The organism is Coprobacter secundus subsp. similis, from assembly GCF_015097275.1.
GTDB classification, from domain to species: domain Bacteria; phylum Bacteroidota; class Bacteroidia; order Bacteroidales; family Coprobacteraceae; genus Coprobacter; species Coprobacter secundus.
Map to the genome: position 1 here is coordinate 918,464 of NZ_AP023322.1, position 25,825 is coordinate 944,288.

Here is a 25,825-nt window from a genome sequence, read left to right on the forward strand (position 1 = left end):
TTGTTGACAATAGATTATAATTTTGCTTTGTTTAACATTTAACAGATTATATTCAATTTGTTCAAAACTTCACGTATTTTTTCAAATGTGGTTATCCGGGTCGGAACTAATGGTAATCGTAATTTATTTTGAATGTATCCCATTACACTTAGAATACTTTTTACCCCTGCAGGATTTCCGTCTACAAACAAAAGTTCGAATAGTTCAGTAAAACGATGGTGAATCTGAAGGGCATTGTCGTAATCTCCATTTAGTGCCAATCGTACCATACGACTAAATTCTTTAGGAAATGCATTTCCTATAACAGAAATTACCCCGACAGCTCCTAACGTAATTAACGGGAATGTTATACCATCGTCACCTGAAATAACCATGAAGTCTTTCGGTTTATGCTTTATAATATCATCCATTTGAGTGATATTTCCTGAAGCTTCTTTAATAGCTACGATATTGTCAAATTCGTTCGCTAATCTTAGAGTCGTTTGCGCAGTCATATTTACACCTGTACGTCCCGGGACATTATACAAAATAACAGGTAGTTTTGTTGCTGAAGCAATCGCTTTATAATGTTGATAAATCCCCTCTTGAGAGGGTTTATTATAGTAAGGTACTACAGATAAAATTGCATCGACTCCTGTGAAATTTTTATTTTTTAATGTGTCTACGATTCCTTTAGTATTATTCCCCCCAAGTCCCAACACAATGGGCACGCGTCCTTTTATTCGTTCGATAACCAATTGTAGAATTTTGTCTTTTTCTTCTTCTGTCAGGGTGGGTGTTTCTGCTGTGGTTCCTAATACAACAAGATAATCCACACCATTCTTAATCTGGTATTCAATTAGCCTGGAAAGAGCATCATAGTCTACTGATTCGTCTTCTTTGAAAGGGGTAATCAGGGCTACGCCCATTCCTTTTAAATTAATTTGTGTCATATATCCTTTTGATTCAAAAAGTCTAATTAAGCGGCCTCAAAATTACGAATTATTATTTTTTATATCAATGCTCTTCCAATAAAAAAACAAATTTTTAGCTAACTCATACGATGAATTTTCATCTAAAGGTTTTAGCATAAAATCAAAGAGAGGGAGCTCTCCTTTTTCTATTCCAATTTTCATCGTTGCCATTGAGATACTTAATAGATATAACAGAGGCAGAAATTCTTGAGTGGTTAAATCACAAACAACTGACGGGCGAATACTAATAAAGCGTTTCACTATTTCTTTATTAGGAAGCATCTTTTGCTTAACTGTATTTTCAGCTCGTATTTCGATAATAGAAACAGCCGGGTATTCCGGGTCAATCGGAATACCTGCAATATTCAATACGACTATTGAAGCTTGTATTCCCTCCAATAAGAAACTTTGCATCAGAGGTTTTAGTTCTTCTAATTGCCCCTGTTCAACCATAAAAGTTATAGCGTCAACATCTCTATAATCCAAAAATCTCTTTTTCCGCTTTATTGTCGAGCGTTTTAATTGTTTTTTTATTTCTCTTTTAATTAAATATGACAGCATATTTTATGGTTTTTCATTTGTAAAGAGTCATGATTGTATCATTTCCAAAAAGTCAGTCTCCGAGATTATTTTTATTCCCAATTTTTTTGCTTTCTCAAGTTTTGCCGGCCCCATGTTTTCGCCTGCTAATAAATATGAGGTTTTAGCAGATACTGATCCTGTATTCTTCCCTCCGTTCTGCTCTATTAATAATTTATACTCGTCACGTGAATGATGATTAAATGTACCACTAATAACAATAGTAGCACCCTTTAATCTATCCGATTGATTTTCTAATCTTTCTCGGGAAAGCGCAAATTGCAACCCTGCATCTTTTAGTCGGGATATAAGGCTTAGATGGCCTTCTTTCTCAAAATATTTATGTATGCTTTGTGCTATTTTGATTCCTATTTCATCGACAGATATTAAATCCTCTTCTGAAGCATTCATTAAGGCATCGATGTTTATAAAAGCATTTGCTAACTTTTTTGCAACAGTCTCTCCTACAAAATGAATACCTAAAGCAAAAAGAACACGTTCGAATGGAACATTCCTTGAATTTTCGATAGCCTCGACTATATTTTTTGCCGACTTTTCCCCCAATCTTTCTTGCTCGGCAATTTCATTTTCCTTTAAATGATACAGGTCTGATACGTCTTTTAGCCATCCAATACGGTAAAAAAGGTCTATTGTTTCCGGTCCCAAACCATCTATATTCATCGCCTTCCGACTGATAAAATGCTCAATTTTACCTTTTATCTGAGGAGGACAACCGTCTTCATTTGGACAATAGTGTGCAGCTTCTCCTTCATATCTGATTAATGGTGTGTTACATTCCGGGCAGCGCTTTATAAAATGAACCTTCTCACCGATTAGCATTCTTGTATCCTTATCGACCCCCGTTATTTTAGGAATGATTTCTCCCCCCTTTTCGACATATACCATATCACCAATATGTAAGTCAAGAGACTGAATAATGTCGTCATTGTGTAAAGATGCCCTTTTGACAATGGTTCCTGATAGTTGTACTGGTTCGAGATTGGCTACGGGAGTAATTGTTCCCGTACGTCCAACCTGGTAAGACACAGAATTCAATCGTGTTATAGCTCGTTCTGCTTGGAATTTATAAGCAATGGCCCATCGTGGAGATTTTGCTGTATAACCCAAATTTTTCTGTTGTAAAAGAGACGATACTTTGAATACTATACCATCAGTTGCAACAGGCAAATTCTTTCGGTTAATATCCCAATAATCGATGAAACTCATCATATCATCGAGCGTATCACAGACCTTCATTGCATCAGAAATCTTAAATCCCCAACTACGAGCTATTTGCAAGTTTTCATAATGACTATCTGACGGAAGTCCATCACCTAATATATAGTACAAATATGCATCTAAATTTCGAGAAGCTACAACTGCAGAATTTTGAGATTTAAGAGTTCCGGCCGCAGCATTACGAGGATTGGCAAAGAGAGGTTCTTCCTGTCTCTCCCGTTCTTCATTCAATGCTTCGAATACAGTCCAAGGCATAAGGATTTCACCTCTTATTTCAAATTCCTTTGGATAATTGCTTCCTCTCAATTGCAAAGGAATACTTCGGATGGTCTTTACATTTTCAGTGACATCATCTCCCCTGACACCATCACCTCGGGTAACAGCACGTACCAATTTCCCATTGATATAAGTAAGAGAAATCGATGTCCCATCATATTTCAATTCTCCTACGATTTTGAAATTATCGTTCAGTCCACTTTTAACACGTTCATAGAAAGCTTCTACCTCTTCTTTTGTATAGGTGTTACCCAAAGAAAGCATCGGATATTTATGTTCGACTTGAGAAAATGATTTATTTATATCATTTCCCACTCTTTGAGTTGGAGAATTCGGATCATTAAATTCGGGATATTTTTCTTCCAGTTTTTGTAATTCGTCCATCATCATATCAAAGTCTCGGTCTGATATAGTTGGTGAATTACATACATAATAGTTATAATTATGCTCATTAAGCTTTTGCCTGAGCTCGTCAATTTTATTTTTTATTTCATCCATCAGAATTATATTTCTCTTATGCAAATATAGAGAAAAACTGTTTATCGCATATTTTTGTTCTATTTATTCTTCATAAAAAAGAAACAAATAAAAAGATTGCGTAGCCCGATTCAAAAAGTTAATTTTGCGCAAAAGAAAAATTGATTACATGCGCATTGATATCATTACAGTCTTACCGGAATTGCTCGATAGTCCCTTGAACTGTTCTATATTGAAAAGAGCCCAAGACAAAGGCCTGGCAGAAATTTTTGTCCATAATCTTCGAGATTATTCAACCAATAAGCATCGGCGAGTAGATGATTACCCTTTCGGAGGAACGGCAGGAATGGTGATGCAGATAGAACCTGTTGATAGGGCTATTAGTAAACTAAAAAGTGAACGCATTTACGATGAAGTAATATTTACCTCCCCCGATGGAGAGCAATTTAAACAGTCTATGGCGAATCGCTTGTCTATGGCTGGAAATTTGATAATTTTGTGTGGTCATTATAAAGGAATAGATTACCGTATCCGGGAACACCTTATAACAAAAGAGATATCGATAGGTGATTATGTCCTTACAGGGGGAGAGTTAGCTGCAGCTGTAATGTGTGATGCCATCATCAGGTTAATTCCGGGGGCGATTGGCGATGAACAATCGGCCTTGTCCGATTCATTCCAAGATAATCTTTTGGCTGCGCCTATATATACTCGACCATCAGAATATAAAGGATGGAAAGTTCCAGATATACTCTTGTCGGGACATCAACGAAAAATAGAAGAATGGGAGCATGATATGTCTGTAGAACGTACTCGTCGTCTGCGTCCTGACTTATTAGAAGATGAATGATTTTTACTATATATATTCAAGATACAGAGTTATATTTTTCGCTGTTTTGTAAATATAATTACCAGGAAGGTATAAGTCCTCTTTATCATCGGATATTATTCTTTTTATAATATCCTTTTTCTCTTTACCTACAATTGGCAATATTATAGAGTCAGCATTTAATATCAATGTTCCTGTCATGGATATTCTCATTTGTGGTTTTTCCGGATGTTGAACGACAGCGTAATTATCATTATTCGTTAATAATGATAAGTTATTTGGAAATATCGATGCAGTATGGCCGTCGAGACCCGTACCTAAGATTACGGTATTAAATGCGGGCTTGTTGTTTTTGTGAGGGACTAAATTGTTTATTAGATTTCCGTATTCTGAGGCTTCTTCCTGTGGATTCTTTTCTCCCTTAATTCTAAAAATATGCTCCATAGGTACATTTAACGGTTCAAATAAATGCTTTTTCGCCTGAAAATAATTACTTTCTGAATTATTTGGTGGGACACAGCGTTCATCAACCCAAAAGAACCGTATCCGTTCCCATGATATAGGTATAAGATTCTTGTTTATCCAATAATCAAACATTTTTACAGCAGTATTTCCTCCAGATATAGCTAAATAAAAAAGAGAATTCAGGTCCAAATCCATTTTTTCCTTTATATCTTGTGTTAGAGATTTAAAAAGGATGTCTGTATTATGATATCTTCTTAAATTTTTCATTGTATTTCGTTTTGTATAGGCAATTCACACTCATTCCGAATATATCTAAATGTCTGTTCCCTAAAATTGCTGATTATGGTAGGACCTGTACTACCGGCTTTATAATAACATAAGTCTTTGGATGGATGTTTTTTCCATTCTTCTTCTATAGGATCAATGAATTTCCAACTGGCCTCTAAGGCATCATTTCTGGAAAATAGAGTCGAATCTCCTAACATAGCGTCTAACAAAAGACGTTCATATGCATCCGGAAGTTTTTCTTCACTCAATGTATTATATTTGAAATCCATACTGACTTGCTTGACTTCAAATCCTGCTCCTGGAATCTTTAGTCCGAATTTTAATGAAATACTTTCATCCGGTTGAACTTTAATAATGAGTTGATTACATGAGCTTCCTGAGCACTGTCCGATAAAGAATTGTTGTGGTGTCGATTTGAAATGAATAATAATCTCTGTCCGTTTTTCTTTCAAACGTTTTCCTGTATAGATGAAAAATGGAATTCCTCCCCATCTCCAGTTATCAATCATTAGTTTCATGGCGATATATGTTTCAGTATTGGAGTTTGGGGCAACATTTTTTTCACGGCGATATCCAATTACCTTTTTTTCATCTATATTACCTTCCATATATTGTCCTCGTATTATATTGTGAACTCTTTCTTCAGGAGAATATACATGCAAGGCTTTGAAAACTTTGGCGATTTCGTCCCGAATCGATTCTGGATCAAATGTGGCTGGGGGTTCCATGGCAATAAAGGCTATTAGTTGCATTAAGTGATTTTGTACCATATCTCTTAATGCTCCGACAATATCATAGTACTTACCTCTGTTTTCGACACCTAATGTTTCTGTAGATATAATCTCTATAGAGTCAATATAGTTCCGGTTCCATAATGGTTCAAAAATTCCGTTGGAAAATCGGAGAACAAGAATATTCTGTACAGTTTCTTTTCCTAAATAATGGTCGATACGGAATATTTCGGATTCATGAAAAGTCGATTCTAACAAATGATTTAGTCTTTGTGCTGATTCTAAATCATATCCAAAAGGTTTCTCTATTATTATTTTTCGGCTTCCACCGGACAGGCTTACATTCATACCACATTTTTGTAAATTGATAGGTATAATATCATACATGGCAGGAGGTGTAGCTAAATAGTAAATAATATTGTCCGGTATGTTGTATTCTTTTTCAAGAAAAATTATTTTTTCCTTCAATATTTGATATTGCTTGGCATCATCAGTATCAAAATCAATGTAATTTACCAATTGAAGAAAGTCTGCCAATTTAGACAATTGGGAATAGTCTGAAATTTTTAGAACTTCAGAAATAAATGCTTGTTGCTTATTTCTAAATTCGTCAGTACTTTGAGGAGTTCTAGCCGCTCCTATAACTTGGAACTTTTCTGGAAGTAAGTCCCTAGAATATAATTCGAAAAGCGCAGGTAATAATTTTCGGTGGGTCAAATCACCAGAAGCTCCAAAGATAACTAATATTTGATTTTCTGCTTTTTTCATAATTTATTTATAATTGATAAGACCCAGAGGTTGTATTACTCCCTTTTCCCGTCCAGTTCGTATGAAAAAACTTGCCCCTTTCGGCATCAATCCGTTCATAAGTATGAGCTCCGAAATAATCCCGCTGAGCTTGGATGAGGTTGGCTGTCGAATGTCGTGTCCGTAATCCATCAAAATAGCTTAATGCAGCAGACATACATGGTAAGGGTATCCCTTGTAATACTCCTTCAGAAATAACTTGTCGCCAATTTACTAATAAACCGTTAATGGTATTGATAAAATATTCGTCAAACAAAAGGTTTTCAAGATAAGGATTTTCAGTATATGCTTGAGTAATCTTATTTAGGAAAGCCGATCGAATAATACAACCTTTTCTCCATATCATAGCAATACTTCCCAAATCAAGATTCCATTGATAGCGGTCTGATGCTTTCTTCAGTAAAGAAAATCCCTGAGCATAAGAAATTATCTTTGAAGCATAAAGAGCATTTTTGATTGCATTTGCTTCAATGTTAGAAACCCTTTGTGATGCAGTGGAGAAGTTAGAATATATTTGCGATGCGTGATTCCTATCTTCAGATAGACTGGACAGAATTCTGGCATATACAGCTTGGGTTATCAATGTCAATGGGTCATTTTCTTCCAATGCAGTAATAACGCTCCATTTGCCAGTGCCTTTTTGTCCGGCTACATCCAGAATTTTATCGATAAGAAAAGAGCCATCCTTATCTTTATATCTAAATATTTGAGCTGTTATTTCTATGAGAAAACTATTCAGTTCTCCACGATTCCATGTGTTGAAAATTTCGGAAATCATTTCGTTCGATTTGTTTCCGCAATTTTTTAATAAAGAGTATGCTTCTGCTATAATTTGCATATCTCCATATTCGATACCATTATGTACCATCTTTACGAAATGCCCGGCTCCACCCGGCCCTATCCATTGGCAACAAGGAGTTCCATCATCGAGTTTTGCTGCAATATTTTGCAATGGCTCTTTTATATGAGGCCATGCGTCAATCGAACCTCCTGGCATTATGGACGGTCCGTTTAATGCACCTTCTTCACCTCCGGAAACGCCAGCTCCAACAAATAATATTTTATGCTCTTCACACTCCTTTACTCGACGTTCCGTATCATGAAAATCAGAGTTTCCACCGTCGATAATGATATCACCTGGTAATAATAATGAAATTAGCTGGTTCTTAACTTCATCTACAGGCTCACCAGCCCTTATCATCATCATGATTTTCCGAGGATGATTGAGAGAATCTACAAATTCTTTCAGAGTTTCAGCACCTATAAAATTTTTATTTTTCCCTCTCCCCTTTCTAAATACTCCAACAACATCATCTTCTGGATGATCTTTTTTGTTATATATGGCAACAGTATATCCTTTACTTTCAAAATTTAAGGCTAAGTTTTCTCCCATGACTGCTAATCCTATTATCCCGATATCAGCTTTTTTCATTTGATTACATTTTTATATATTATATATTTCAACCAATTTACTAATTTTATTGTTCATAAATATATGAATAAAAATAGCTAAAGCCAGATTTACAAAAAAAACATTAAAAATTGGGGACAATTTAATGCATATTTTGTTCTATCCATTCAAATCTGTATTTTTGTTAAAAAACAATATAAAAAATATATGGAACTTAACGCAGGAAATATTTTATTTTTAGGCTCTATATTGCTATTTATCAGTGTAGTGGCTGGTAAAGCAGGTTATCGGTTCGGTGTACCCGCATTGTTGTTGTTTTTAGGCGTTGGAATGCTATTTGGCAGTGATGGATTGGGTATCCAGTTTCATAATCCGAAAGAAGCTCAATTTATAGGTGTTATGGCTCTTAGTATCATCCTCTTCTCAGGGGGAATGGATACTAAATATCGAGAAATAAAACCCATATTGGGCCCTGGTATAGTTTTGGCCACGGTAGGAGTTTTGTTGACTACTATTATCACTGGCTTATTCATTTATTACATTACAGGTTTATTGACTACAGTAGTTTCACTTAGCTTAGCAGAATCAATGCTTTTAGCTGCAGTCATGTCGTCTACAGACTCCGCTTCAGTATTTTCGATACTTCGGTCCAAGGGGCTCGGTTTAAAGGAAAAACTTCGTCCAGTTTTAGAATTAGAAAGCGGAAGTAACGACCCGATGGCTTACATGTTGACATTATTACTAATTCAAATTATTCAAGTGGGAGAATTTGATATTTGGAATTCAGGATTGATGTTATTTATGCAATTGAGTATTGGTGCTATATCAGGTTATATCTTGGGGCGGATTACAGTCTGGTTCATGAATCGAATCAATATTGATAACCAGTCTTTATATTCGGTATTATTATTGGCTTTTGTCTTTTTTATATTTTCTATTACCGATATTTTAAAAGGAAACGGATATTTGGCCGTTTATATAGCCGGACTTGTGGTAGGGAATCATAAAATTGTGCATAAACGCAGTGTGAGTACTTTTTTTGATGGATTTACTTGGTTATTCCAAATCGTGATGTTTTTAACTCTTGGCCTATTAGTAAATCCATCGGAGTTACTACCGGTAGCTGTTATCGGTTTGCTGATTGGCTTTTTTATGATATTCATGTCAAGACCATTGTCTGTTATTATATGTGTTTTACCGTTCGGGCGTTTCAGTAAAAATGCTCGTCGTTATATTTCTTGGGTAGGTTTGCGAGGTGCTGTTCCGATTATTTTTGCTACATACCCTCTAATAGCAGGTATAGAAAATGCACGATTTATTTTTAATATAGTATTTTTTATCACTATAGTGTCTTTGATTATTCAGGGAACCACTGTTGGACCTATGGCAAAATGGCTCGGTCTTGCCGAGAATGGTGAGTTGAAAAAAGACTTTGATGTTTCCCTACCGGATGAAATAAAATCAGCGATGTCTGAAATTACTGTAAGTGAAAATGTTCTGATGAATGGTAACAAGTTGATGGATTTGACTTTGCCTGATAATACATTAGTTGTAATGGTGAAAAGAGCAGAGCATTTTTTTGTTCCAAAAGGACATACAAAATTGAATATTGGAGATAAATTACTGGTGATAAGTGATAATGATGAAGAGTTAAGACATGCGTATGAAAGTTTAGGCATTAAAAACTATTCAATGGAGAAAAATAGTTAGCTAAAATTTTAAGTAGAAATCTTGTAATAAAGATATAAATTCGGGACTATATGTACCGGGTATTGATTCTATATTTAATTCATCTGATTTGTATTCTACCAGTTCTCTTCCCCACTCTGCGATAATTCTTTTTATCGGGCGTTTTGCATGACCTTTTACCCGAGTTATGCGAATAGGATAAAATTGATGGAATAACGCTGTTGAAAAGATATAATTCTCTAATTCATAAGGGAAAATAATTGCTATTTTACCTTTGGGTTTCAGTAAATTTGTTGATTTAGAAAATAAAGTTTCATAATTCAAAGATATAGTGTGACGGGCATTATTTCTACTTGTAGAAGGTGAAAGAAGTGAATCTTTAAAAAAAGGCGGATTAGAAACAATGTAATCATATTGGGTCGAAGTATTTTGGGCAAACAAATTGAAATCATTGAAATATAAATTGATTCTGTTTTTCCAAGGTGTCAAAGCTACGTTTTCTTGTGCTTGTTTATAGGCATTTTGATCTATTTCTACTCCGTCTACCAATGCTTCAGTTCGTTGTGCTGCCATAATAGAAATGAGACCGGTTCCACATCCAATATCCAATATCATACCTTTTTGTGGAAATGAGCACCAAGCCCCTAAAAGAGCACCGTCAGTTCCGACTTTCATGGCGCAATTATCTTGGTAAATCGTAAATTGTTTAAATTTAAAGTATGAATTACTCATTTATTCGATATTTATGTTTATAAGTTAAAAGCGGTTGTTTATAGTTTTTTTGTATCCTAATAAAATTTTGAATAAGCCCTAATTCGAATGCAAATAAACAAAAAAATAATAATAATTTCATGGTAAGGCTTTGAATGATTAACTTTGGCACGCTCATTGCAATATTGAAACGCATTATGTTTTATAATGAGAGATGATTGTATTTAGGATAATAACCTGACAAAATGACAAGTAAATATATGAAGAATTTCTTTAATGACAATAATCCGTTGGAAGATACGGAAGAGAATGCTACTACTATTATGCCGATTTTTACAGAAATAGAGGGAAACCCTGACATGGAATGTTCTGGAGTGGCTAAAACAGATTTGCCAATTTTGCCATTGCGTAATATGGTTATGTATCCGGGCGTTGCACTTCCGGTATCTGTAGGCCGGCCAAAATCTTTGCAGCTGGTAAAAGAGGCATATGAAAAGAAACGCTTAATTGGGGTTACATGCCAGAAAGAAATGTCTATAGATAATCCTGAGTATGAGGATTTATATGATATCGGAACCGTTGCTGAAATTGTAAAAATTTTGGAAATGCCCGACTCCAGTTCTACTGTGATATTACAAGGGAAAAAACGTTTTCATCTTGATAATTTGACAACTTTAGATCCATATTTGAAAGGTAACATAACTCTATTAGAAGATGAATTGCCTGTAGAAAATGATAAAGAATTTGAAGCTCTTATATCAGCAATAAAAGAGTTAACATTTAAAATCCTAAAAACACTGGGTGAGCCTACTCGAGAATTGAGCTTTGCATTACGAAATATAGATAATTCCTATTATTTGATTAATTTCTTGTGTTCAAATATTCCTATTGTAGCTCAACAAAAGCAGGAATTATTAAATATTGGTTCTCTAAAACAAAGAGCATTTTCATTATATGCTTCGCTGAGTAAAGAAGCCCAATTGATACAAATAAAGGCTGATATTCAATCAAAAACTCGTGAAGACATTAACCAGCAACAAAGGGAGCATTTTTTACAACAGCAAATAAAGACTATACAGGATGAGTTAGGCGGAAGTGTACAAGAGCAAGATATCTTGGAACTTAGAGAGAAGGCTGCAAATAAAAAGTGGGACGAAAAGGTTGGTGCAGTTTTTGAGAAAGAGGTTAAGAAATTGGAACGCCTTCATCCTCAGTCTCCAGACTTTTCTGTCCAATATAATTATTTGGAGACTTTTGTAGATTTGCCGTGGGGTGAATATACAAAAGATAATTTTAATCTCAAACATGCCCAAAAACAATTGGATAAAGATCATTACGGTTTAGAAAAAGTCAAGGAGCGTATTATAGAGCATCTGGCTGTTTTGAAATTGAGAGGTGATCTCAAGTCCCCAATCATCTGCCTATATGGTCCTCCGGGAGTAGGAAAAACATCTTTAGGGAAGTCCATTGCAGAAGCTTTGAAAAGGAAATATATCCGTATTTCTTTAGGAGGTCTCCATGATGAAGCAGAAATTAGAGGGCATCGGCGAACTTATATTGGAGCTATGCCAGGACGTATTATTCAAGGCCTTTTGAAAGCTGGTTCTTCAAATCCGGTTTTTGTATTGGATGAGATTGATAAGATAGGGAATGACTTTAAAGGGGATCCGGCTTCAGCCCTATTGGAAGTCCTTGATCCAGAACAGAATAATGCATTCCATGATAATTATTTGGACGTTGATTATGATTTGTCTAAGATATTGTTTATAGCAACAGCAAACAATTTGAATACCGTATCTCAACCATTGCTTGACCGCATGGAGTTGATAGATGTAAGTGGGTATATACAAGAGGAAAAAGTCGAGATTGCCCGTCGGCACTTGGTACCAAAACAGTTAGAAAATCATGGATTGAATAAGGATGATATCGATATTCCCAAAAAGACATTAGATGCTATTGTCGAGTCATATACTAGAGAATCCGGAGTTCGGGAGCTAGATAAGAAAATAGCAAAAATTATGCGTAAAGTAGCGCGAAAGAAAGCTTCCGAAGAAGAATATCCACATACATTGACTGTCGCAGATTTACATGATTATTTGGGTGTTGCTGAATATAATAGAGATAAATATGAAGGAAATGAATATGCAGGGGTTGTCACAGGATTAGCATGGACAGCCGTTGGAGGTGAAATATTGTTCGTTGAATCAAGTTTAAGCAAAAGTAAGGGAGAGAAACTTACTTTGACTGGAAATTTAGGTGATGTGATGAAGGAATCTGCTGTTATTGCAATGCAGTTTGTAAAATCCCATGCTTATATGTTGAATATTAATGAAGAATTATTTGATAAATGGAGTGTGCATATTCATGTTCCAGAAGGTGCAATTCCGAAAGATGGTCCGTCAGCTGGTATTACGATGGTCACTTCTATTGCGTCCTCATTTACTCAGCGCAAAGTTCGTCCTAATCTGGCTATGACCGGAGAGATAACTTTGAGAGGGCGTGTACTTCCTGTAGGTGGCATAAAGGAAAAAATCCTTGCAGCAAAAAGAGCCAATATTAAGGATATTATATTATCGATAGAAAATAAAAAGGACATAGAAGAGATAAGAGAATCTTATCTCAAGGGGCTTACATTCCACTATGTTCGAGATATCAAAGAGGTTCTTGATTTTGCATTATTGGATGAGCAAGTAAAACATCCAATAAAACTTGATTGAAGCATGCAATAAAATACTGAGAAATCGGAGTCGAACATATCTTTTCGATTCCGATTTTTTTAGAGCCTATTTAAAATTTTCCAATAAGAAAATACTATCCGGTCATTTTTGTGTTTTCTTTCGGACTTTTCCCATTCTCACTCATCAGATAGCCTGCTATTCTCCTTGTAAAAACAGAAAACATCCTCAAAAGAAATTCATAAATCTGAGCTGAGCAAAATTTACAACATACAAATGTACAACTGGTTCTTCTATTTTGGACAAAAAAATCAGTTATAAACAAATTTTATAATTGAATAACGATTTCTGCCGAACAAAGAAGTAGAAGTTTATGTTTTACATATGCTACTACTCAAATAAATAGCCCGGGACCTGAGTGACAAGAAAATTCTTAAGCTTGGGGATCCCGGGCTATTTGGTTAATAACTCTTTTCATTGCATAATCGTTAAATTTTACTCTAATAATTTAGTATATTTGCATCTTGAAACACAAAATGAAAGAATGAGCGAAAATACTTTAATAGATAAGCTTGAGGGCTTGACTCTTCGTTTTAAAGAAGTTGGTACACTCATTACAGATCCTGCTGTTATTGCAGATATGAAAAGATTTGTAAAGTTGACGAAAGAGTATCGTGATCTTGAAAAAATCGTGAAAGCCCAAGATGAATATAAAACTTTACTTAGTCATATAGAAGAAGCTCGAATGATTCTTGAATCGGAAGAGGATGCCGATTTGAAAGAAATGGCAAAAGAAGAATTGGACAATTGCCAATCAAAACTACCAGCTTTAGAGGAGAAAATAAAATTATTATTGGTTCCTGCTGATCCTCAAGACGGAAAAAATGCCATTGTAGAAATTCGAGGAGGCACAGGAGGCGATGAAGCTGCCATTTTTGCAGGAGACCTTTTTAGAATGTACTGTAAATATTGTGAAACAAAAGGCTGGAAGGTCGAAGTTACAAGCTTTAGTGACGGAACAATAGGTGGTTATAAAGAGATTATTTTTACTATCAGTGGAGACAGTGTGTATGGTACAATGAAATATGAATCGGGAGTACATCGAGTACAGAGAGTCCCAGTGACGGAAACTCAGGGACGAGTCCATACGTCCGCAGCATCTGTTGCTGTACTTCCCGAAGCAGAAGAGTTTGATGTAGAAATTAACGAAAAAGATATACGTACTGATATATTTTGTGCTTCTGGCCACGGAGGCCAATCCGTAAATACCACTTATTCTGCTATTCGTTTAGTACACATACCTACCGGCATAACGGTCCAATGCCAAGATGAAAAATCTCAGATAAAAAATAAAGCAAAAGCTATGGTCGAATTGCGCTCTCGCATATATAATATGGAGTATCAAAAATATTTGGATGAGATAGCCAGCAAACGAAAGACTATGGTGTCTACGGGTGACCGTTCGGCAAAAATCCGCACTTATAATTACCCGCAAGGCCGTATTACTGATCATAGAATCAACTATACTATATATAATCTTTCAGCTTTTATGGATGGAGACATTCAAGATTGTATAGACCATTTGATTGTGGCAGAAAACGCCGAACGTTTAAAAGAAAGTGAATTATAAAATATCATATATGAACAGAAAAGAACTTTTTGAAAATATTAAACGGAAAAAATCGTTCTTATGCGTTGGACTTGATGCTGATGTTAAGAAAATTCCGCAATATTTATTGAAAGAGAAAGACCCTATTTTCACTTTTAATAAACAGATTATAGATGCAACGGCAGATTTATGTGTTGCTTATAAACCGAATTTGGCTTTTTATGAAAGCCTTGGAATCGATGGATGGAAAGCTTTTGAAAAAACAGTAAAATATATAAAGGAGAACTACTCTGACCAGTTTATTATTGCGGATGCAAAACGTGGAGATATTGGAAATACTTCAGAATTGTATGCTCGGAGTTTTTTTGAACATCTAGATATTGATTCGGTTACAGTTGCTCCGTATATGGGAGAAGATAGTGTCAAACCATTTTTGTTATACCCGAATAAGTGGGTTATTGTTTTAGGGCTTACATCCAATAAAGGTTCTCATGATTTTCAGTTTACAACAGATTCCAATGGAGAACGTTTGTTTGAAAAAGTGCTTCGGGTATCGAAAGAATGGGCTTCCGAAGATCAGATAATGTTCGTTGTAGGAGCTACTCAAGGAAAATTATTTGAAGATGTTCGTCGTATTGTTCCAAACCACTTTTTATTGGTTCCAGGAGTCGGAGCCCAAGGTGGAAGCCTACGAGAAGTTGTAGAGTATGGAATCAATAGTCAGTGCGGCTTATTGGTAAATTCATCTCGTCAAATCATATATGCTGGACAAGATGAAAATTTCGCTGCATTATCTCGGGAACAAGCACTTAAAGTACAGGAAGAGATGAAATCTTTACTGGAAATGAAGAATTTGATTTAAAAAAGAATGTATCATTATTTACCGATTAAAGAATACTAAATATCAATTTATTTCTAATATATTTTTTATTTTTGCAAGTAAATGAAAAGAATCACTTTCTAAATTTATTATAATATGCAAACACTAGACAATTTTAATTTTGCTGGAAAAAAGGCATTTGTACGTGTTGATTTTAACGTACCATTAGATGAAAATCTAAAAATAACAGATGATACCCGCATGCGTGCAGCATTACCTACATTGAAAAAAATTATTGCTGATGGAGGTAGTGTTATTATCGGATCTCATCTGGGACGTCCCAAAAAAGGTCCAGAAGATAAATTTTCTTTAAAACATATAGTTGCTCATTTGTCTGAGTTACTAGGTCAACCTGTAAAATTTGTGGCTGATTCTGTAGGGACAGAAGTTAAGGCTGCTGTTGCCGATTTAAAACCCGGAGAAGTGCTGGTTCTTGAGAATCTCCGTTTCTATGCAGAGGAAGAAGGCAAGCCTCGTGGTTTGGCAGAAGATGCTACCGACGAAGAGAAAGCTACAGCAAAGAAAGCTGTCAAAGCCAGCCAGAAAGAGTTCACTAAAGAATTAGCAAGTTTAGCTGACGTTTATGTAAATGACGCATTTGGTACAGCTCATCGTGCTCATGCTTCTACAGCATTGATTGCCGATTATTTCACTCCTGATAAAAAAATGTTTGGTTATCTGATGGAGAAAGAGGTTAAGGCTGTAGAAAAAGTCATGAAAGATATTAACCGTCCATTTACTGCCATAATGGGAGGTTCTAAGGTATCTTCTAAAATTGAAATTATCGAAAACTTATTGAATAAAGTTGATAATTTGATTATTACAGGCGGTATGACCTATACTTTTACAAAAGCAATGGGTGGGAAAATCGGAAATTCAATCTGTGAAGATGATAAGCTTGATTTAGCAAAAGAGCTGATGGCTAAAGCAAAAGAAAAAAATGTAAATTTGGTTTTGGCTGTTGATGCAAAAATTGCAGACTCTTTTAGCAATGAAGCTAACACCAAATATGCTCCTGTCAACGAAATTCCTGATGGATGGGAAGGTCTTGACATTGGACCTAAATCTGAAGAATTATTTGCTGATGTAATAAAGAAATCAAAAACAATTCTTTGGAATGGACCTACAGGAGTATTTGAGTTTGACAATTTCTCTCACGGTTCTCGCGCTGTAGGAGAAGCTATTGTTGAAGCAACGAAGAATGGAGCTTTCTCTCTTGTAGGAGGTGGTGATTCTGTAGCTTGCGTAAACAAATTTGGATTGGCAAGTGGTGTATCTTATGTCTCAACTGGTGGAGGTGCTTTACTTGAAGCTATTGAAGGAAAAGAACTTCCAGGGATTAAAGCTATCCAAGGATAAATATTTTGTATAAAGACAATAAAAAAGCGATATTCCATAAGAATATCGCTTTTTTATTGTGAAGTTTTTTTTATTTTCATTGATTTCGTGGCGACAGATTTATTAATCGTCTGAAATGGCTATTGATAACTTTTCCCATGTTCATCCGAGTACTATCAACCTTTTGAATATATGCCGGCGATACCATATTTTTATATTTGGCTCTTGTTATTTTAAATTTCACTTTGTCCAAATTTCCATAAATATCTACACCAGCTTTAAATGGCAATGGCGATTTCAAAATAGACACATGATAGTTAAAGGTCATATCCAGTTTCTGTTCTCCTCCCACAGCTGCTCTATAACGATCTATTTCTACAAGGAACGGATATACCTTGACATTACCATCTTCTACTGTAATGTTAACAGAAATACTGTCAAACATATTTTCTTTTTTATTTTTGAACATCAATATTTTAGCCAATTTGGTAAATGTTTCTCCATCGAGTAAGACAAGACTGTCTCCCTTTATATATATAGCAGAACGTAAAGTCGGAATTTTTATATTCATTAAAGAGTCGAGACGTGCTTCCGCTGCAATATTGAAATCAACAAGCCCTTTGAAGGAACGCAGCATAGGAACAATAGTATCTAATTCGGGAATAAAATCTACTAATTTCCCAATATTTATTTTGTTTATATTGAAATCGAAGCCTGTATATGCAACATAAGGGTTAGATGCTTTATAAAGCATAGAAGTTTTCATTTGTGCATCCAAAGCTTCCATACTAAGATTCTCTAAATTGACAACTTGATCTTTCAATCTAACAATTCCATTTATATTTTTAAATATCATTTTATTGTATGTGACTTCATCGACATTTGTTGTCAATTCGAGATCTAAATTTTTGGGTATCACGAAAAGATGCATCTCCCCTCCTTCATTTGCAATAGAGTCACAAACATTCATATTATCATCTTCACTGATTTCTGAAATAGAAGACATTGCTGCAATTAATTGATTACAATCAATACGTCTGGATGAGATATTAAGTTTTCCAGAGAGAAGTTCGCTCTTTGTCATAAAGCGACCTAAGTTATGGACTGAACCGGTAGCAACGATATCTGAACGTCCAATTCTTATTTTCGCTTGCCTTAAAGAAATAGTTCGTCTTTCAAAATTTACACTGGTTTCTTTCATTCGAATAGGTAATCCAAAGTCTTTAGATATAAAATGTAATCGGTTAAAACCAATAGTTCCCTGTGGAATCCAAAGGGAATCCCGGGTTTGGAACGTCGTTATATTGAATCCAGCCAAATCCATAGCCATTTTTGCATCATTTGTCTTAAAGAAAAGAGAATCGGTTCTAAGCTTGATTGTAAATATTGGCTTCTTGATATTCTTCTTCGAAGGCCTTGATTGAAGATCAGCTTCTGTTCTTCCACTGTACAATTTGATACTATCTCCTAGAGATGCTCTTAATTTTTGCATTCTTACATGAAGATTCAATGGGATAATCTTTGTAGTGTCCGGTAAGCCTTCAGGAGACGCAGCAGAAATGGATAGACTATCTATTGTCGAATTTGCAATTTTACTTTTGAGGATTACAGAAGAAATACTTGCTTTGGCAGATAAAGCTTTATCGCCACTGAAATTCAATGATGCATCTCCGGTAAAATCAAAATTTTTGTTAGTATCTTTTATAATTACATTTTTTATACCAACGTCACCTTTAACATATAAACGTCCAATATCTTGTGCTTTTATAGAAGACAGTTTGCCCTTAAAATCAAGATTAGCAGTCAGTATTCCACCTAAAGTTACACCGGGTTGGAGAGGAAATGTCTGGGCTAATGCATTAAAATCTACTGTCGATTTTGTATAAAATGTAATATAGGGATCACCTAATAAGTTTTCGACTTTTCCATCAGCCAAAATATCCGTATGAGCTCCTAAAAATTTAAAAATCTTCAAATTGGCATAAGATGGAGTATTTCTCATTATATCTATAAAAATATCCAAGTCAGCGCTTAACTTATCTATACCGTAAGGCATTCCTTTATATTGGGCTGAGGCATCTTTTATATTGAGTTTCATAGAAACAGTTGGCAGTTTTTTATCTCCATATTCTCCTTTTATTTTTCCAGACATTTCTACCTGGCCTTCCGCTGTTATTTTATTATCTTTTATCACAGATTTAGGAATCATTTTTAGAACATTTTCAACGGAAGGGGCTTGTAACCCGTAGTCTATATCCATTATAAGTACTTTATGGGTTGTGTCTCTTTTTAGTTCTCCATTGGCTGCAAGCTGTAATCCGTTTAAATTGATTTTTGCATTATCTATTGCAAATGCTTTTGTTTTTTTATTAGCTGCCAAATCAGTATCCAATCCTATGGCTAAATGGTTCATCAATAACTCACCTTTCTGCCAAAATAGCAAATTTTTACAATTACTACTTAGTTTCAACTCTGAAATTTCTGGAGTTAATGACATTTTCATTTTAAGATTCAGGCTGTCTATATGGGTATAAATATCCGTATTTCTGTCATCAAAATAGAAATTAGCTTGCCTGAATATAATTCTCTTTATATCTATATCGCTGTTAAATGAAGATGCTGTCGTGTCAATAGTGGATGCAGTCGTATCTGTAGAGATAATATCCCAGTTAGCTTGTCCCTCTTTAGATATGTAAGCATATATCGAAGCTTTATCGAAAAGAATATATTTAATAGCGATTTTATTATTATAAATATACTGTAATGGTTTTATAGAAATAGCACACTTTGAAAATGTCAATAGAGAATCTTGCTTTCTTGTTATACTATCATTAAAAACGTTGGAGATAAGAGAACCATTTTCTATTCGTAGTTCAAAATCAGGAAATGATGAAAAAAATGTTAGGTCTACGCTCGACATATTTATTCGAGCATTTAGATTTTCATTGGCAATTTTCAATACCAGTGGCGTCAATTTGGTCGGAGTAAAGATAAAATTGATTACAATAGCAATTATTATAAATATTATACATAAAAACGAAACAACAGAGATAATTGTTATTTTCAGATTCTTTTTTATACGTGTATTCATATTCATAAAAATTTATAACCCATACAAAGATACAAACCTATATACGTTTTTGTAATTAGAAATAGAAATAATTGCTTTTGATTCGATTATATTTTTATACCTTTAATAAATTTAAATTAACTGGAAACGCAATATTTGATCGTCTTCTATTCTTTTCTTCAATTCTTTTAAATAGTTTTCCATCATTTTTCGTTCCTCTGAATTGTCTTTGAATAAATCTATTGATATTTTAGCCCATATTTCAGCTTGTATATAGTTATCCTTCAATTCATTATATAATGCAAGATTTGCGGCAGCCATAGCTTTAAAGTAATTTTTTTTATTAGTTTCGTACATATATTCCCATAAATACGATGCATAGTCATAGTTTCCACTTTTCCAATAACGATCTGCATCCTTCATAATAGGAGATGAAGTGTTAAAGTAGAAACGCTTGACATTTTTATTACTTGGTAATAATTGTTGTACAACTTTGTTTCCTATATATTCGGCAGCTTCTTTTAAGCATTCATCTATGTCCGGAATAAATTGATGTAAGTCTTCTTTATTGGTACTATATGAATCCCATTTGATGGAGTCTGTAAATGCGATTGTTTTGGGTTGGATGTCATACCCCAAATATATATCAAAAATTGCTTTAATTTTTATCCTAAAAGTAGAAGTATAATATTCAGATGACGGCCCATATATAAAATCAATTAATGTAGGTTCTATTGAAAATGATTTTAAAAAGAGGATCGACGATGTTGATGTACTATCTTTTATCCCTTGTATAATTTTATTATTTAGAACCTCTGCATCTATTTCACCGTATGATTCGATACGTGAGAAATACTGAGTTTCATTTAAGGTATTTATAATACTACGTTCTATGGTAGCTCCTAAATTTTTTCTTGTCTTTATTGACAACTTTTGCAAATTCTCGTATCCATTAATATAAGTCCCGTTAAACTCTTTTCCAGGCATTTTTCTCGATACAGTCGTTATAGAACGCGCATAGACAGGAAATGTGATTTTTGCAGGTTGTATGATGTCGAAAGATAAACTTTCAATTGTAGTACATGATGTCAATATCAGCCCCAATAGACACAATATATTCAATAATAATTTCATACAATTTGATATATTAGTTACATATACAAACTTACAAATTTATTTTTCTTTTTACCTGCCAAGTTAAAAAATATCGCTTGCTATTCACAAAAAATAGCAAGCGATATTTTTATTTATCAATGTATTTAATTCTAATAATTCCATTGACAAGCAATCATACGAAGATTGTTATCCCCGATTGTCCTCAAATCTGTTATCTGATTATACCGACAATTAATGTATACTAAGTTTGGACAGAAAGATACGTCCAATAAATTTAATTGATTCTGATTGCAGAGAACTCTCTGTAATAAGGTTCGGTTACTCAAATCAAGATTTGTCAAGTCATTATAAGAACAATCAACAAATGTAAGTTTATCTGTTCCACTAAGGTCAAGAGAAGTCAAATTGTTATATGAACAAACTAAGTCCATCAATGCATCACAATTCAATACACCAAGAATTGTCATATTGTTATCACTGCAAAATAAGGATAATAACGAAGGTAATTTGGATATAATCATCGTTTTTATGTTATTATTATCCATATTCAAATTTTGTAAGTTGACAGTTCCCCAAAGATTGAGATTGGTCAGTTTATTATAACCGCAGTATAAATTTTTCAGATTTTCACAACTATCTACTTTCAATACTTCCAAATGACATCCTTGTACATTAAGAGTTTGTAATGTCGGTGCAGCAGAAACATTTAGCTCGACAAAAAGATTGTTTGAACAATTCAAATTTTTGATAGAAGTAGGTGCAGAAAGGTCTAAGTTTGTTAATCGATTTTTGTAGCAATCTAATTTGACCAAAGCAGAACAGCCGGTAAGATCCAAATTAGAAATGATATTACGGCTGATATTCAATGTATTCAAGGAAGAACAACCTGTTACATTGATTGCTGATATTTTGTTTCGGGAACAATCTAATTTTTGTAGCGCTGTAAAGCCTTTTACGTTTAATTCTCCAGCCAGGTCTTTGTCTTTCCAATTGATTTCTTGTACTTGTCCATTATTCCAGACTACTCCTTTCCACGTCATAGGTGAATTTATGCTGGAAATTTCGAGCCTATCAGCATTTGTGTCACCTCTGGCCGATTTTTGTTGTAAAAAACTTTGCAGATTCCTAACTTCCATTTTATTCGGTTTCTGCGCAAATAGAACTACGCTTCCCAATAAAAGCATTCCCATTGTAAACAATACTCGTTTCATAACTTTTTAAATTTAATGTCCTTCTTTACTGATAGTTATTAACAATCACGTTGACTAACTTCACACAGATTAGAACAATAAGACTGAAAAAAAGTTCTATATTAAAAAAGAGTATTGTGAATTTTAACTACTGTATGGCTTTAATGCCATTATTCAAAATAAGAATCAGGTGTTTTCTATATAAAGCTCCAATTGCTTTTTTGAAATTTTTTTTACTACAAGAAAAGTAATTATAGATAGTTTCTGCCGGAGATTTGTCAGATAAAGGCAAATAATTGTCATTATCTTTAAGCACGTCGAGGATTTGTTGAGATAAAGCATCTATTTTTTCGTAACCAAAGGGTTGTAGAGATACATCTATTTTTTCATCATTTCTTACCTGCTTTATATATCCTTTGAGTTTGTCTCCTTTTTCGATATTTGTAAAAATTTCGTTGTGGTACACCATTCCCCAATGCAGGTTATTGATAATCACTTTATAGCCTAAGTCTGTCCTTTGTACTACTAATATATCGACTTCTTGGTTAGGGACATAGTTTATAGGAACATTATCAAGATATTTATCAAGTTTGGCCGACGCTGCAATGCGTTGCGATTCGCTGTCGACATATAGGTACACTATGTAACTATATCCTTCCTTCATTGTCATTTTTTGTTCGCGAAAAGGGACAAGGATATCTTTCATCAACCCCCAATCGAGAAATGCCCCTACTCGATTGGTCGATTTTACTTGTAAATAAGCAAATTCTCCGACTTGGGCATACGGATGTTCTGTAGTAGCAATAATTCTATCTTCAGAATCAAGATAAACAAATACATCGATTTTATCTCCTAGCCGACAGTTATGAGGAACATAACGAGATGGGAGCAATATTTCCTCATTATTGTCGCCTTTCAAGTATATTCCAAAATCAACTTTCTTTAAGACTTCTAATGTATTATATTTACCAATTTGTACCATAGTTATACTCAATTTTCATTTTGTAAAGATACAATTTTCATTTCGTTATTATGAGATATAATAAAAAAGTATCAATAAAAATAATTGAAATTTTACCAACACGTTTTATCACAATATCGATTATGTTTTATCTTTTTGTAGAATATAGAATTCTCCCCCTTTTTTCAATTACCCATTGATTTTCTGTAAACCTGATATTGTATGTATCATCGTCTTCCATGTTCCATGCATATTTCCCATTGGGAAGAATTCTTCTGCTCAATATGGGACGCTCATCTTGATCAGGTAAGAATATCTCTGCTTTCAAAGAATCTATTGAGAAAATGATAAAAGCCGATGTCGTAGCTTGTGGATCATTTACAGGATTTACTCTAATTCCATCTTCAAAAACCCGGATACATTCATTTCGTATTTCAGACCATGTATATCCGGCTGCAGTATTACACCCATGACTGTCATTGGATACGCCAATGATTTTATCCTGAAAATGCGATAGCTTTAAAATTATATCTTTGCTTTTATTTGAAAGTACTAAGACACTGTCCTGTATCGAATAGTTGTCGATATCTTCAAGCGCTTTAATAAAGGTATCTTCAAAAAGTATTTCAGGACAAAACATTTGCGTACGTCCTGTGGGTACAATATCTATTTTATTTTTTCCTTTGAAAGTATAAGTCCCAAAATATCGATTACAACTACCAGAACCGTAAATAGTTCCTGTATCAGTCAATAGAATTGTTGCTGGAGAAGAGGGTAACTTTAGTGTATCATTATTGGAAATAAATATTGTTACTTCCCATTTTCCTGTAATAGAGGGTGTTTGCACTGATTTGCAACTGGGAAATAATATGGTGAATAAAATAAAAAGACTAATAAATTGTTTCATAATATCTATTTAATAAGTTGTTCTATAATATTACGGTATTCTTTTTTCCCTTTTTCTATATTGATAGCTACTGATGGTGTATTTATTCCATATACTGCCATTGGAGTACACCATTTCATTCCTGAATGATTTGCTAACATTTCATATGGCCGGAGTAACTCGTCCAACGTAAACTTATTTCTGCCACCAGAACGATATGCTTCATATTCCGACGCTGTTGTTGTTATAATTTGCAAAGGCTTATCCTTTACTATATTTGTTTTTGAGATAGGTGTAAAAACGTCATCTATCCATTTTTTTAGTTCTGATGGTGCACTAGCCCAATATAGAGGAAATTGAAATATGACAGCTTTAGAATCGCTTATCATATTTATTTGCATTTCTACATCATAAGGATTATCGTATAAATTGATAATTCCAACATAGGGGTATTCTTTTATGGTTTCAATGAGAGCCTTATTAGCCTGAGAATCCTGAATATTCGGATGAGCTAACAGGATTATAACTTTAAACTTTTCCATTGTATATTTATTTTGTAAATTCAAAGATAGTTATTGTTGGGTGAAAAAAATTTAAAAAAGCGTATATATTTTATTCCACTCGGCTTCTGATAAAAAATCCGGTAAATTTTTAATAGAATGCTTTAATAATAAAGGTTTATTTTCCTTACAGAAAAACCACTCTTTAATGTTTTGAGCAATATTTTTTTTATTATTTACTTGAGATATTAATATTTGTTGCAAAGTGTAGTCTGATATATTGAATTTATTTTGTTTTATACTCCTTGCTATATTACATAGTCGATTGACAGAATCAACGGAAAGGAATGTCTGAGATAACGCTTCTTCGTATATGTGAAGATCAATATCTTCATAAAAAATATTTTTTCGTTTTATTTGTGACAACTTTGAAGCTATATCATAAAATGTATATCCGTTTTCGTGAGAAAGTATATGTATTTTATTTTTAGAAGTCTTATTATTTAAAATATGAAAAATAACTTCTGAGACATCAACTGAAGAAATAAAATTTATTTTTCCATTTCCTCCAGGATAATATATTTTTTCATTTTCATAAGGATTGCCTATAAAAAACGGAAGTTGTTCCATTAGTATATTTATACGAAGTATAGTATAAGGTATTCCAGATTGATATATATACAACTCTGTTTCGTGACATTCATGAGCTATAGTGTCAGACGAATCTTCGGCTAATACAGAACTGATATATATCAAATGATTTATTTCATTTCCTTTGGCTGCACTAATTAAAGCTTTGAACAAAGCTCGATAATCATATAAAATATTGGAGGTATTAAGTATCAGAGTGTCTATATCTTTTAGCGCCTTGTCTAAGAAAGGATGGTCATTTAGTCTACCTGTGACATATTCGGTTTTATCATATTTTTCTATATGGAAATTTTTTTCAGGTGGTACTATTACCCTTATTTTTTCCCATTGTTCACTTGATTGTAGTCTGGATAAAATAGTTTTACCTAAATAATCGGAAACATCTGTTAATAATATCATACAAATTTTTATTATAAAAACAGATGTCTTATACGATTTGTTTAAGAATTATATAAAAAATTATGTTTGCCCAAAAATGAGATTCGCCCAATCTT

General features: G+C 33.9%; 20 protein-coding genes. 6 read left to right on the plus strand and 14 right to left on the minus strand.

All coding sequences use genetic code 11. The features are described 5' to 3' along the window. Nucleotides 1-38 precede the first annotated feature (38 nt). Genes dapA through ligA form a run of 3 tightly spaced genes read right to left on the minus strand, consistent with a single transcriptional unit; the run spans nt 39 to nt 3,545 of the window. The gene (gene dapA / locus Cop2CBH44_RS03435; protein ID WP_021930364.1) at nt 39-932 is read right to left on the minus strand and encodes a 4-hydroxy-tetrahydrodipicolinate synthase; all 894 of its coding nucleotides are present in this window, start codon (nt 930-932) and stop codon (nt 39-41) included. Nucleotides 933-974: 42 nt separating this feature from the next. Beyond that, complete coding sequence (locus Cop2CBH44_RS03440; protein ID WP_021930365.1) at nt 975-1,514, minus strand: DUF6913 domain-containing protein; 540 nt, start codon at nt 1,512-1,514, stop codon at nt 975-977. A gap of 27 nt (nt 1,515-1,541) precedes the next feature. Beyond that, on the minus strand, nt 1,542-3,545 hold the full coding sequence (gene ligA / locus Cop2CBH44_RS03445; RefSeq protein ID WP_200755549.1) for an NAD-dependent DNA ligase LigA: 2,004 nt from the start codon (nt 3,543-3,545) through the stop codon (nt 1,542-1,544). A gap of 148 nt (nt 3,546-3,693) precedes the next feature. Between ligA and trmD the strand changes: the two genes are divergently transcribed. Beyond that, entirely contained in the window at nt 3,694-4,374 is a 681-nt protein-coding gene (trmD, locus tag Cop2CBH44_RS03450; RefSeq protein ID WP_044230571.1) for a tRNA (guanosine(37)-N1)-methyltransferase TrmD, read from the plus strand. 6 nt (nt 4,375-4,380) lie between these two features. On the opposite strand, the gene pgl is transcribed toward trmD, so the two are convergent. Genes pgl through gnd form a run of 3 tightly spaced genes read right to left on the minus strand, consistent with a single transcriptional unit; the run spans nt 4,381 to nt 8,076 of the window. Beyond that, the gene (gene pgl / locus Cop2CBH44_RS03455) at nt 4,381-5,085 is read right to left on the minus strand and encodes a 6-phosphogluconolactonase (protein ID WP_021930368.1); all 705 of its coding nucleotides are present in this window, start codon (nt 5,083-5,085) and stop codon (nt 4,381-4,383) included. After that, the gene (gene zwf, locus Cop2CBH44_RS03460; protein ID WP_200755550.1) at nt 5,082-6,605 is read right to left on the minus strand and encodes a glucose-6-phosphate dehydrogenase; all 1,524 of its coding nucleotides are present in this window, start codon (nt 6,603-6,605) and stop codon (nt 5,082-5,084) included. The genes pgl and zwf overlap by 4 nt, the downstream gene beginning before the upstream one ends. 7 nt (nt 6,606-6,612) lie before the next feature. Then, nucleotides 6,613-8,076: a decarboxylating NADP(+)-dependent phosphogluconate dehydrogenase gene (gene gnd, locus Cop2CBH44_RS03465; RefSeq protein WP_021930370.1), complete on the minus strand. Its 1,464-nt coding sequence runs from the start codon at nt 8,074-8,076 to the stop codon at nt 6,613-6,615. A gap of 186 nt (nt 8,077-8,262) precedes the next feature. Here gnd and Cop2CBH44_RS03470 point away from each other — a divergent pair, with 186 nt between their 5' ends. Further along, nucleotides 8,263-9,765, plus strand: coding sequence for a potassium/proton antiporter (locus tag Cop2CBH44_RS03470; RefSeq protein ID WP_200755551.1), 1,503 nt, complete (start codon nt 8,263-8,265; stop codon nt 9,763-9,765). On the opposite strand, the gene Cop2CBH44_RS03475 is transcribed toward Cop2CBH44_RS03470, so the two are convergent. Then, nucleotides 9,766-10,476, minus strand: a complete 711-nt coding sequence (locus tag Cop2CBH44_RS03475) for a tRNA1(Val) (adenine(37)-N6)-methyltransferase (RefSeq protein ID WP_021930372.1) — start codon at nt 10,474-10,476, stop codon at nt 9,766-9,768. Nucleotides 10,477-10,715: 239 nt separating this feature from the next. Between Cop2CBH44_RS03475 and lon the strand changes: the two genes are divergently transcribed. The 4 genes from lon to Cop2CBH44_RS03495 all read left to right on the plus strand — a co-directional run bounded on the left by lon (nt 10,716) and on the right by Cop2CBH44_RS03495 (nt 16,978). After that, the gene (gene lon / locus Cop2CBH44_RS03480) at nt 10,716-13,172 is read left to right on the plus strand and encodes an endopeptidase La (protein WP_200755552.1); all 2,457 of its coding nucleotides are present in this window, start codon (nt 10,716-10,718) and stop codon (nt 13,170-13,172) included. Nucleotides 13,173-13,674: 502 nt separating this feature from the next. Next, the gene (prfA, locus tag Cop2CBH44_RS03485) at nt 13,675-14,760 is read left to right on the plus strand and encodes a peptide chain release factor 1 (RefSeq protein WP_044230564.1); all 1,086 of its coding nucleotides are present in this window, start codon (nt 13,675-13,677) and stop codon (nt 14,758-14,760) included. 10 nt (nt 14,761-14,770) lie between these two features. After that, entirely contained in the window at nt 14,771-15,601 is an 831-nt protein-coding gene (pyrF, locus tag Cop2CBH44_RS03490) for an orotidine-5'-phosphate decarboxylase (protein WP_021930334.1), read from the plus strand. 114 nt (nt 15,602-15,715) lie between these two features. Next, complete coding sequence (locus tag Cop2CBH44_RS03495) at nt 15,716-16,978, plus strand: phosphoglycerate kinase (RefSeq protein WP_021930333.1); 1,263 nt, start codon at nt 15,716-15,718, stop codon at nt 16,976-16,978. A 76-nt stretch (nt 16,979-17,054) separates the two neighbouring features. Here the strand turns inward: Cop2CBH44_RS03495 and Cop2CBH44_RS03500 are convergent, their stop codons facing one another. The 7 genes from Cop2CBH44_RS03500 to Cop2CBH44_RS03530 form a co-directional block, all read right to left on the minus strand. Further along, the gene (locus Cop2CBH44_RS03500) at nt 17,055-20,048 is read right to left on the minus strand and encodes an AsmA family protein (protein WP_021930332.1); all 2,994 of its coding nucleotides are present in this window, start codon (nt 20,046-20,048) and stop codon (nt 17,055-17,057) included. 111 nt (nt 20,049-20,159) lie between these two features. Beyond that, a complete protein-coding gene (locus Cop2CBH44_RS03505; protein WP_021930331.1) occupies nt 20,160-21,161 on the minus strand; it encodes a DUF6340 family protein in 1,002 nt (333 codons plus the stop codon). Between the two features lie 131 nt (nt 21,162-21,292). Then, entirely contained in the window at nt 21,293-22,354 is a 1,062-nt protein-coding gene (locus Cop2CBH44_RS03510; RefSeq protein ID WP_200755553.1) for a leucine-rich repeat domain-containing protein, read from the minus strand. 127 nt (nt 22,355-22,481) lie between these two features. Continuing rightward, nucleotides 22,482-23,315, minus strand: a complete 834-nt coding sequence (locus Cop2CBH44_RS03515; RefSeq protein ID WP_200755554.1) for a CvfB family protein — start codon at nt 23,313-23,315, stop codon at nt 22,482-22,484. A 127-nt stretch (nt 23,316-23,442) separates the two neighbouring features. Further along, nucleotides 23,443-24,201, minus strand: coding sequence for an META domain-containing protein (locus Cop2CBH44_RS03520; protein ID WP_021930328.1), 759 nt, complete (start codon nt 24,199-24,201; stop codon nt 23,443-23,445). Between the two features lie 5 nt (nt 24,202-24,206). Then, nucleotides 24,207-24,722, minus strand: coding sequence for an NAD(P)H-dependent oxidoreductase (locus Cop2CBH44_RS03525; RefSeq protein ID WP_021930327.1), 516 nt, complete (start codon nt 24,720-24,722; stop codon nt 24,207-24,209). A gap of 51 nt (nt 24,723-24,773) precedes the next feature. After that, nucleotides 24,774-25,730 (minus strand): NmrA family NAD(P)-binding protein, encoded by a 957-nt coding sequence (locus Cop2CBH44_RS03530; protein WP_021930326.1) that lies wholly within the window; start codon nt 25,728-25,730, stop codon nt 24,774-24,776. Nucleotides 25,731-25,825: the final 95 nt, after the last annotated feature.

What these genes read in the sequence shown, in the direction of transcription:
- dapA (WP_021930364.1), bottom strand. Translation starts at nt 932, where the DNA reads ATGACACAAATTAATTTAAAAGGAATGGGCGTAGCCCTGATTACCCCT.
- Cop2CBH44_RS03440 (WP_021930365.1), bottom strand. Translation starts at nt 1,514, where the DNA reads ATGCTGTCATATTTAATTAAAAGAGAAATAAAAAAACAATTAAAACGC.
- ligA (WP_200755549.1), bottom strand. Translation starts at nt 3,545, where the DNA reads ATGGATGAAATAAAAAATAAAATTGACGAGCTCAGGCAAAAGCTTAAT.
- trmD (WP_044230571.1), top strand. Translation starts at nt 3,694, where the DNA reads ATGCGCATTGATATCATTACAGTCTTACCGGAATTGCTCGATAGTCCC.
- pgl (WP_021930368.1), bottom strand. Translation starts at nt 5,085, where the DNA reads ATGAAAAATTTAAGAAGATATCATAATACAGACATCCTTTTTAAATCT.
- zwf (WP_200755550.1), bottom strand. Translation starts at nt 6,605, where the DNA reads ATGAAAAAAGCAGAAAATCAAATATTAGTTATCTTTGGAGCTTCTGGT.
- gnd (WP_021930370.1), bottom strand. Translation starts at nt 8,076, where the DNA reads ATGAAAAAAGCTGATATCGGGATAATAGGATTAGCAGTCATGGGAGAA.
- Cop2CBH44_RS03470 (WP_200755551.1), top strand. Translation starts at nt 8,263, where the DNA reads ATGGAACTTAACGCAGGAAATATTTTATTTTTAGGCTCTATATTGCTA.
- Cop2CBH44_RS03475 (WP_021930372.1), bottom strand. Translation starts at nt 10,476, where the DNA reads ATGAGTAATTCATACTTTAAATTTAAACAATTTACGATTTACCAAGAT.
- lon (WP_200755552.1), top strand. Translation starts at nt 10,716, where the DNA reads ATGAAGAATTTCTTTAATGACAATAATCCGTTGGAAGATACGGAAGAG.
- prfA (WP_044230564.1), top strand. Translation starts at nt 13,675, where the DNA reads ATGAGCGAAAATACTTTAATAGATAAGCTTGAGGGCTTGACTCTTCGT.
- pyrF (WP_021930334.1), top strand. Translation starts at nt 14,771, where the DNA reads ATGAACAGAAAAGAACTTTTTGAAAATATTAAACGGAAAAAATCGTTC.
- Cop2CBH44_RS03495 (WP_021930333.1), top strand. Translation starts at nt 15,716, where the DNA reads ATGCAAACACTAGACAATTTTAATTTTGCTGGAAAAAAGGCATTTGTA.
- Cop2CBH44_RS03500 (WP_021930332.1), bottom strand. Translation starts at nt 20,048, where the DNA reads ATGAATACACGTATAAAAAAGAATCTGAAAATAACAATTATCTCTGTT.
- Cop2CBH44_RS03505 (WP_021930331.1), bottom strand. Translation starts at nt 21,161, where the DNA reads ATGAAATTATTATTGAATATATTGTGTCTATTGGGGCTGATATTGACA.
- Cop2CBH44_RS03510 (WP_200755553.1), bottom strand. Translation starts at nt 22,354, where the DNA reads ATGAAACGAGTATTGTTTACAATGGGAATGCTTTTATTGGGAAGCGTA.
- Cop2CBH44_RS03515 (WP_200755554.1), bottom strand. Translation starts at nt 23,315, where the DNA reads ATGGTACAAATTGGTAAATATAATACATTAGAAGTCTTAAAGAAAGTT.
- Cop2CBH44_RS03520 (WP_021930328.1), bottom strand. Translation starts at nt 24,201, where the DNA reads ATGAAACAATTTATTAGTCTTTTTATTTTATTCACCATATTATTTCCC.
- Cop2CBH44_RS03525 (WP_021930327.1), bottom strand. Translation starts at nt 24,722, where the DNA reads ATGGAAAAGTTTAAAGTTATAATCCTGTTAGCTCATCCGAATATTCAG.
- Cop2CBH44_RS03530 (WP_021930326.1), bottom strand. Translation starts at nt 25,730, where the DNA reads ATGATATTATTAACAGATGTTTCCGATTATTTAGGTAAAACTATTTTA.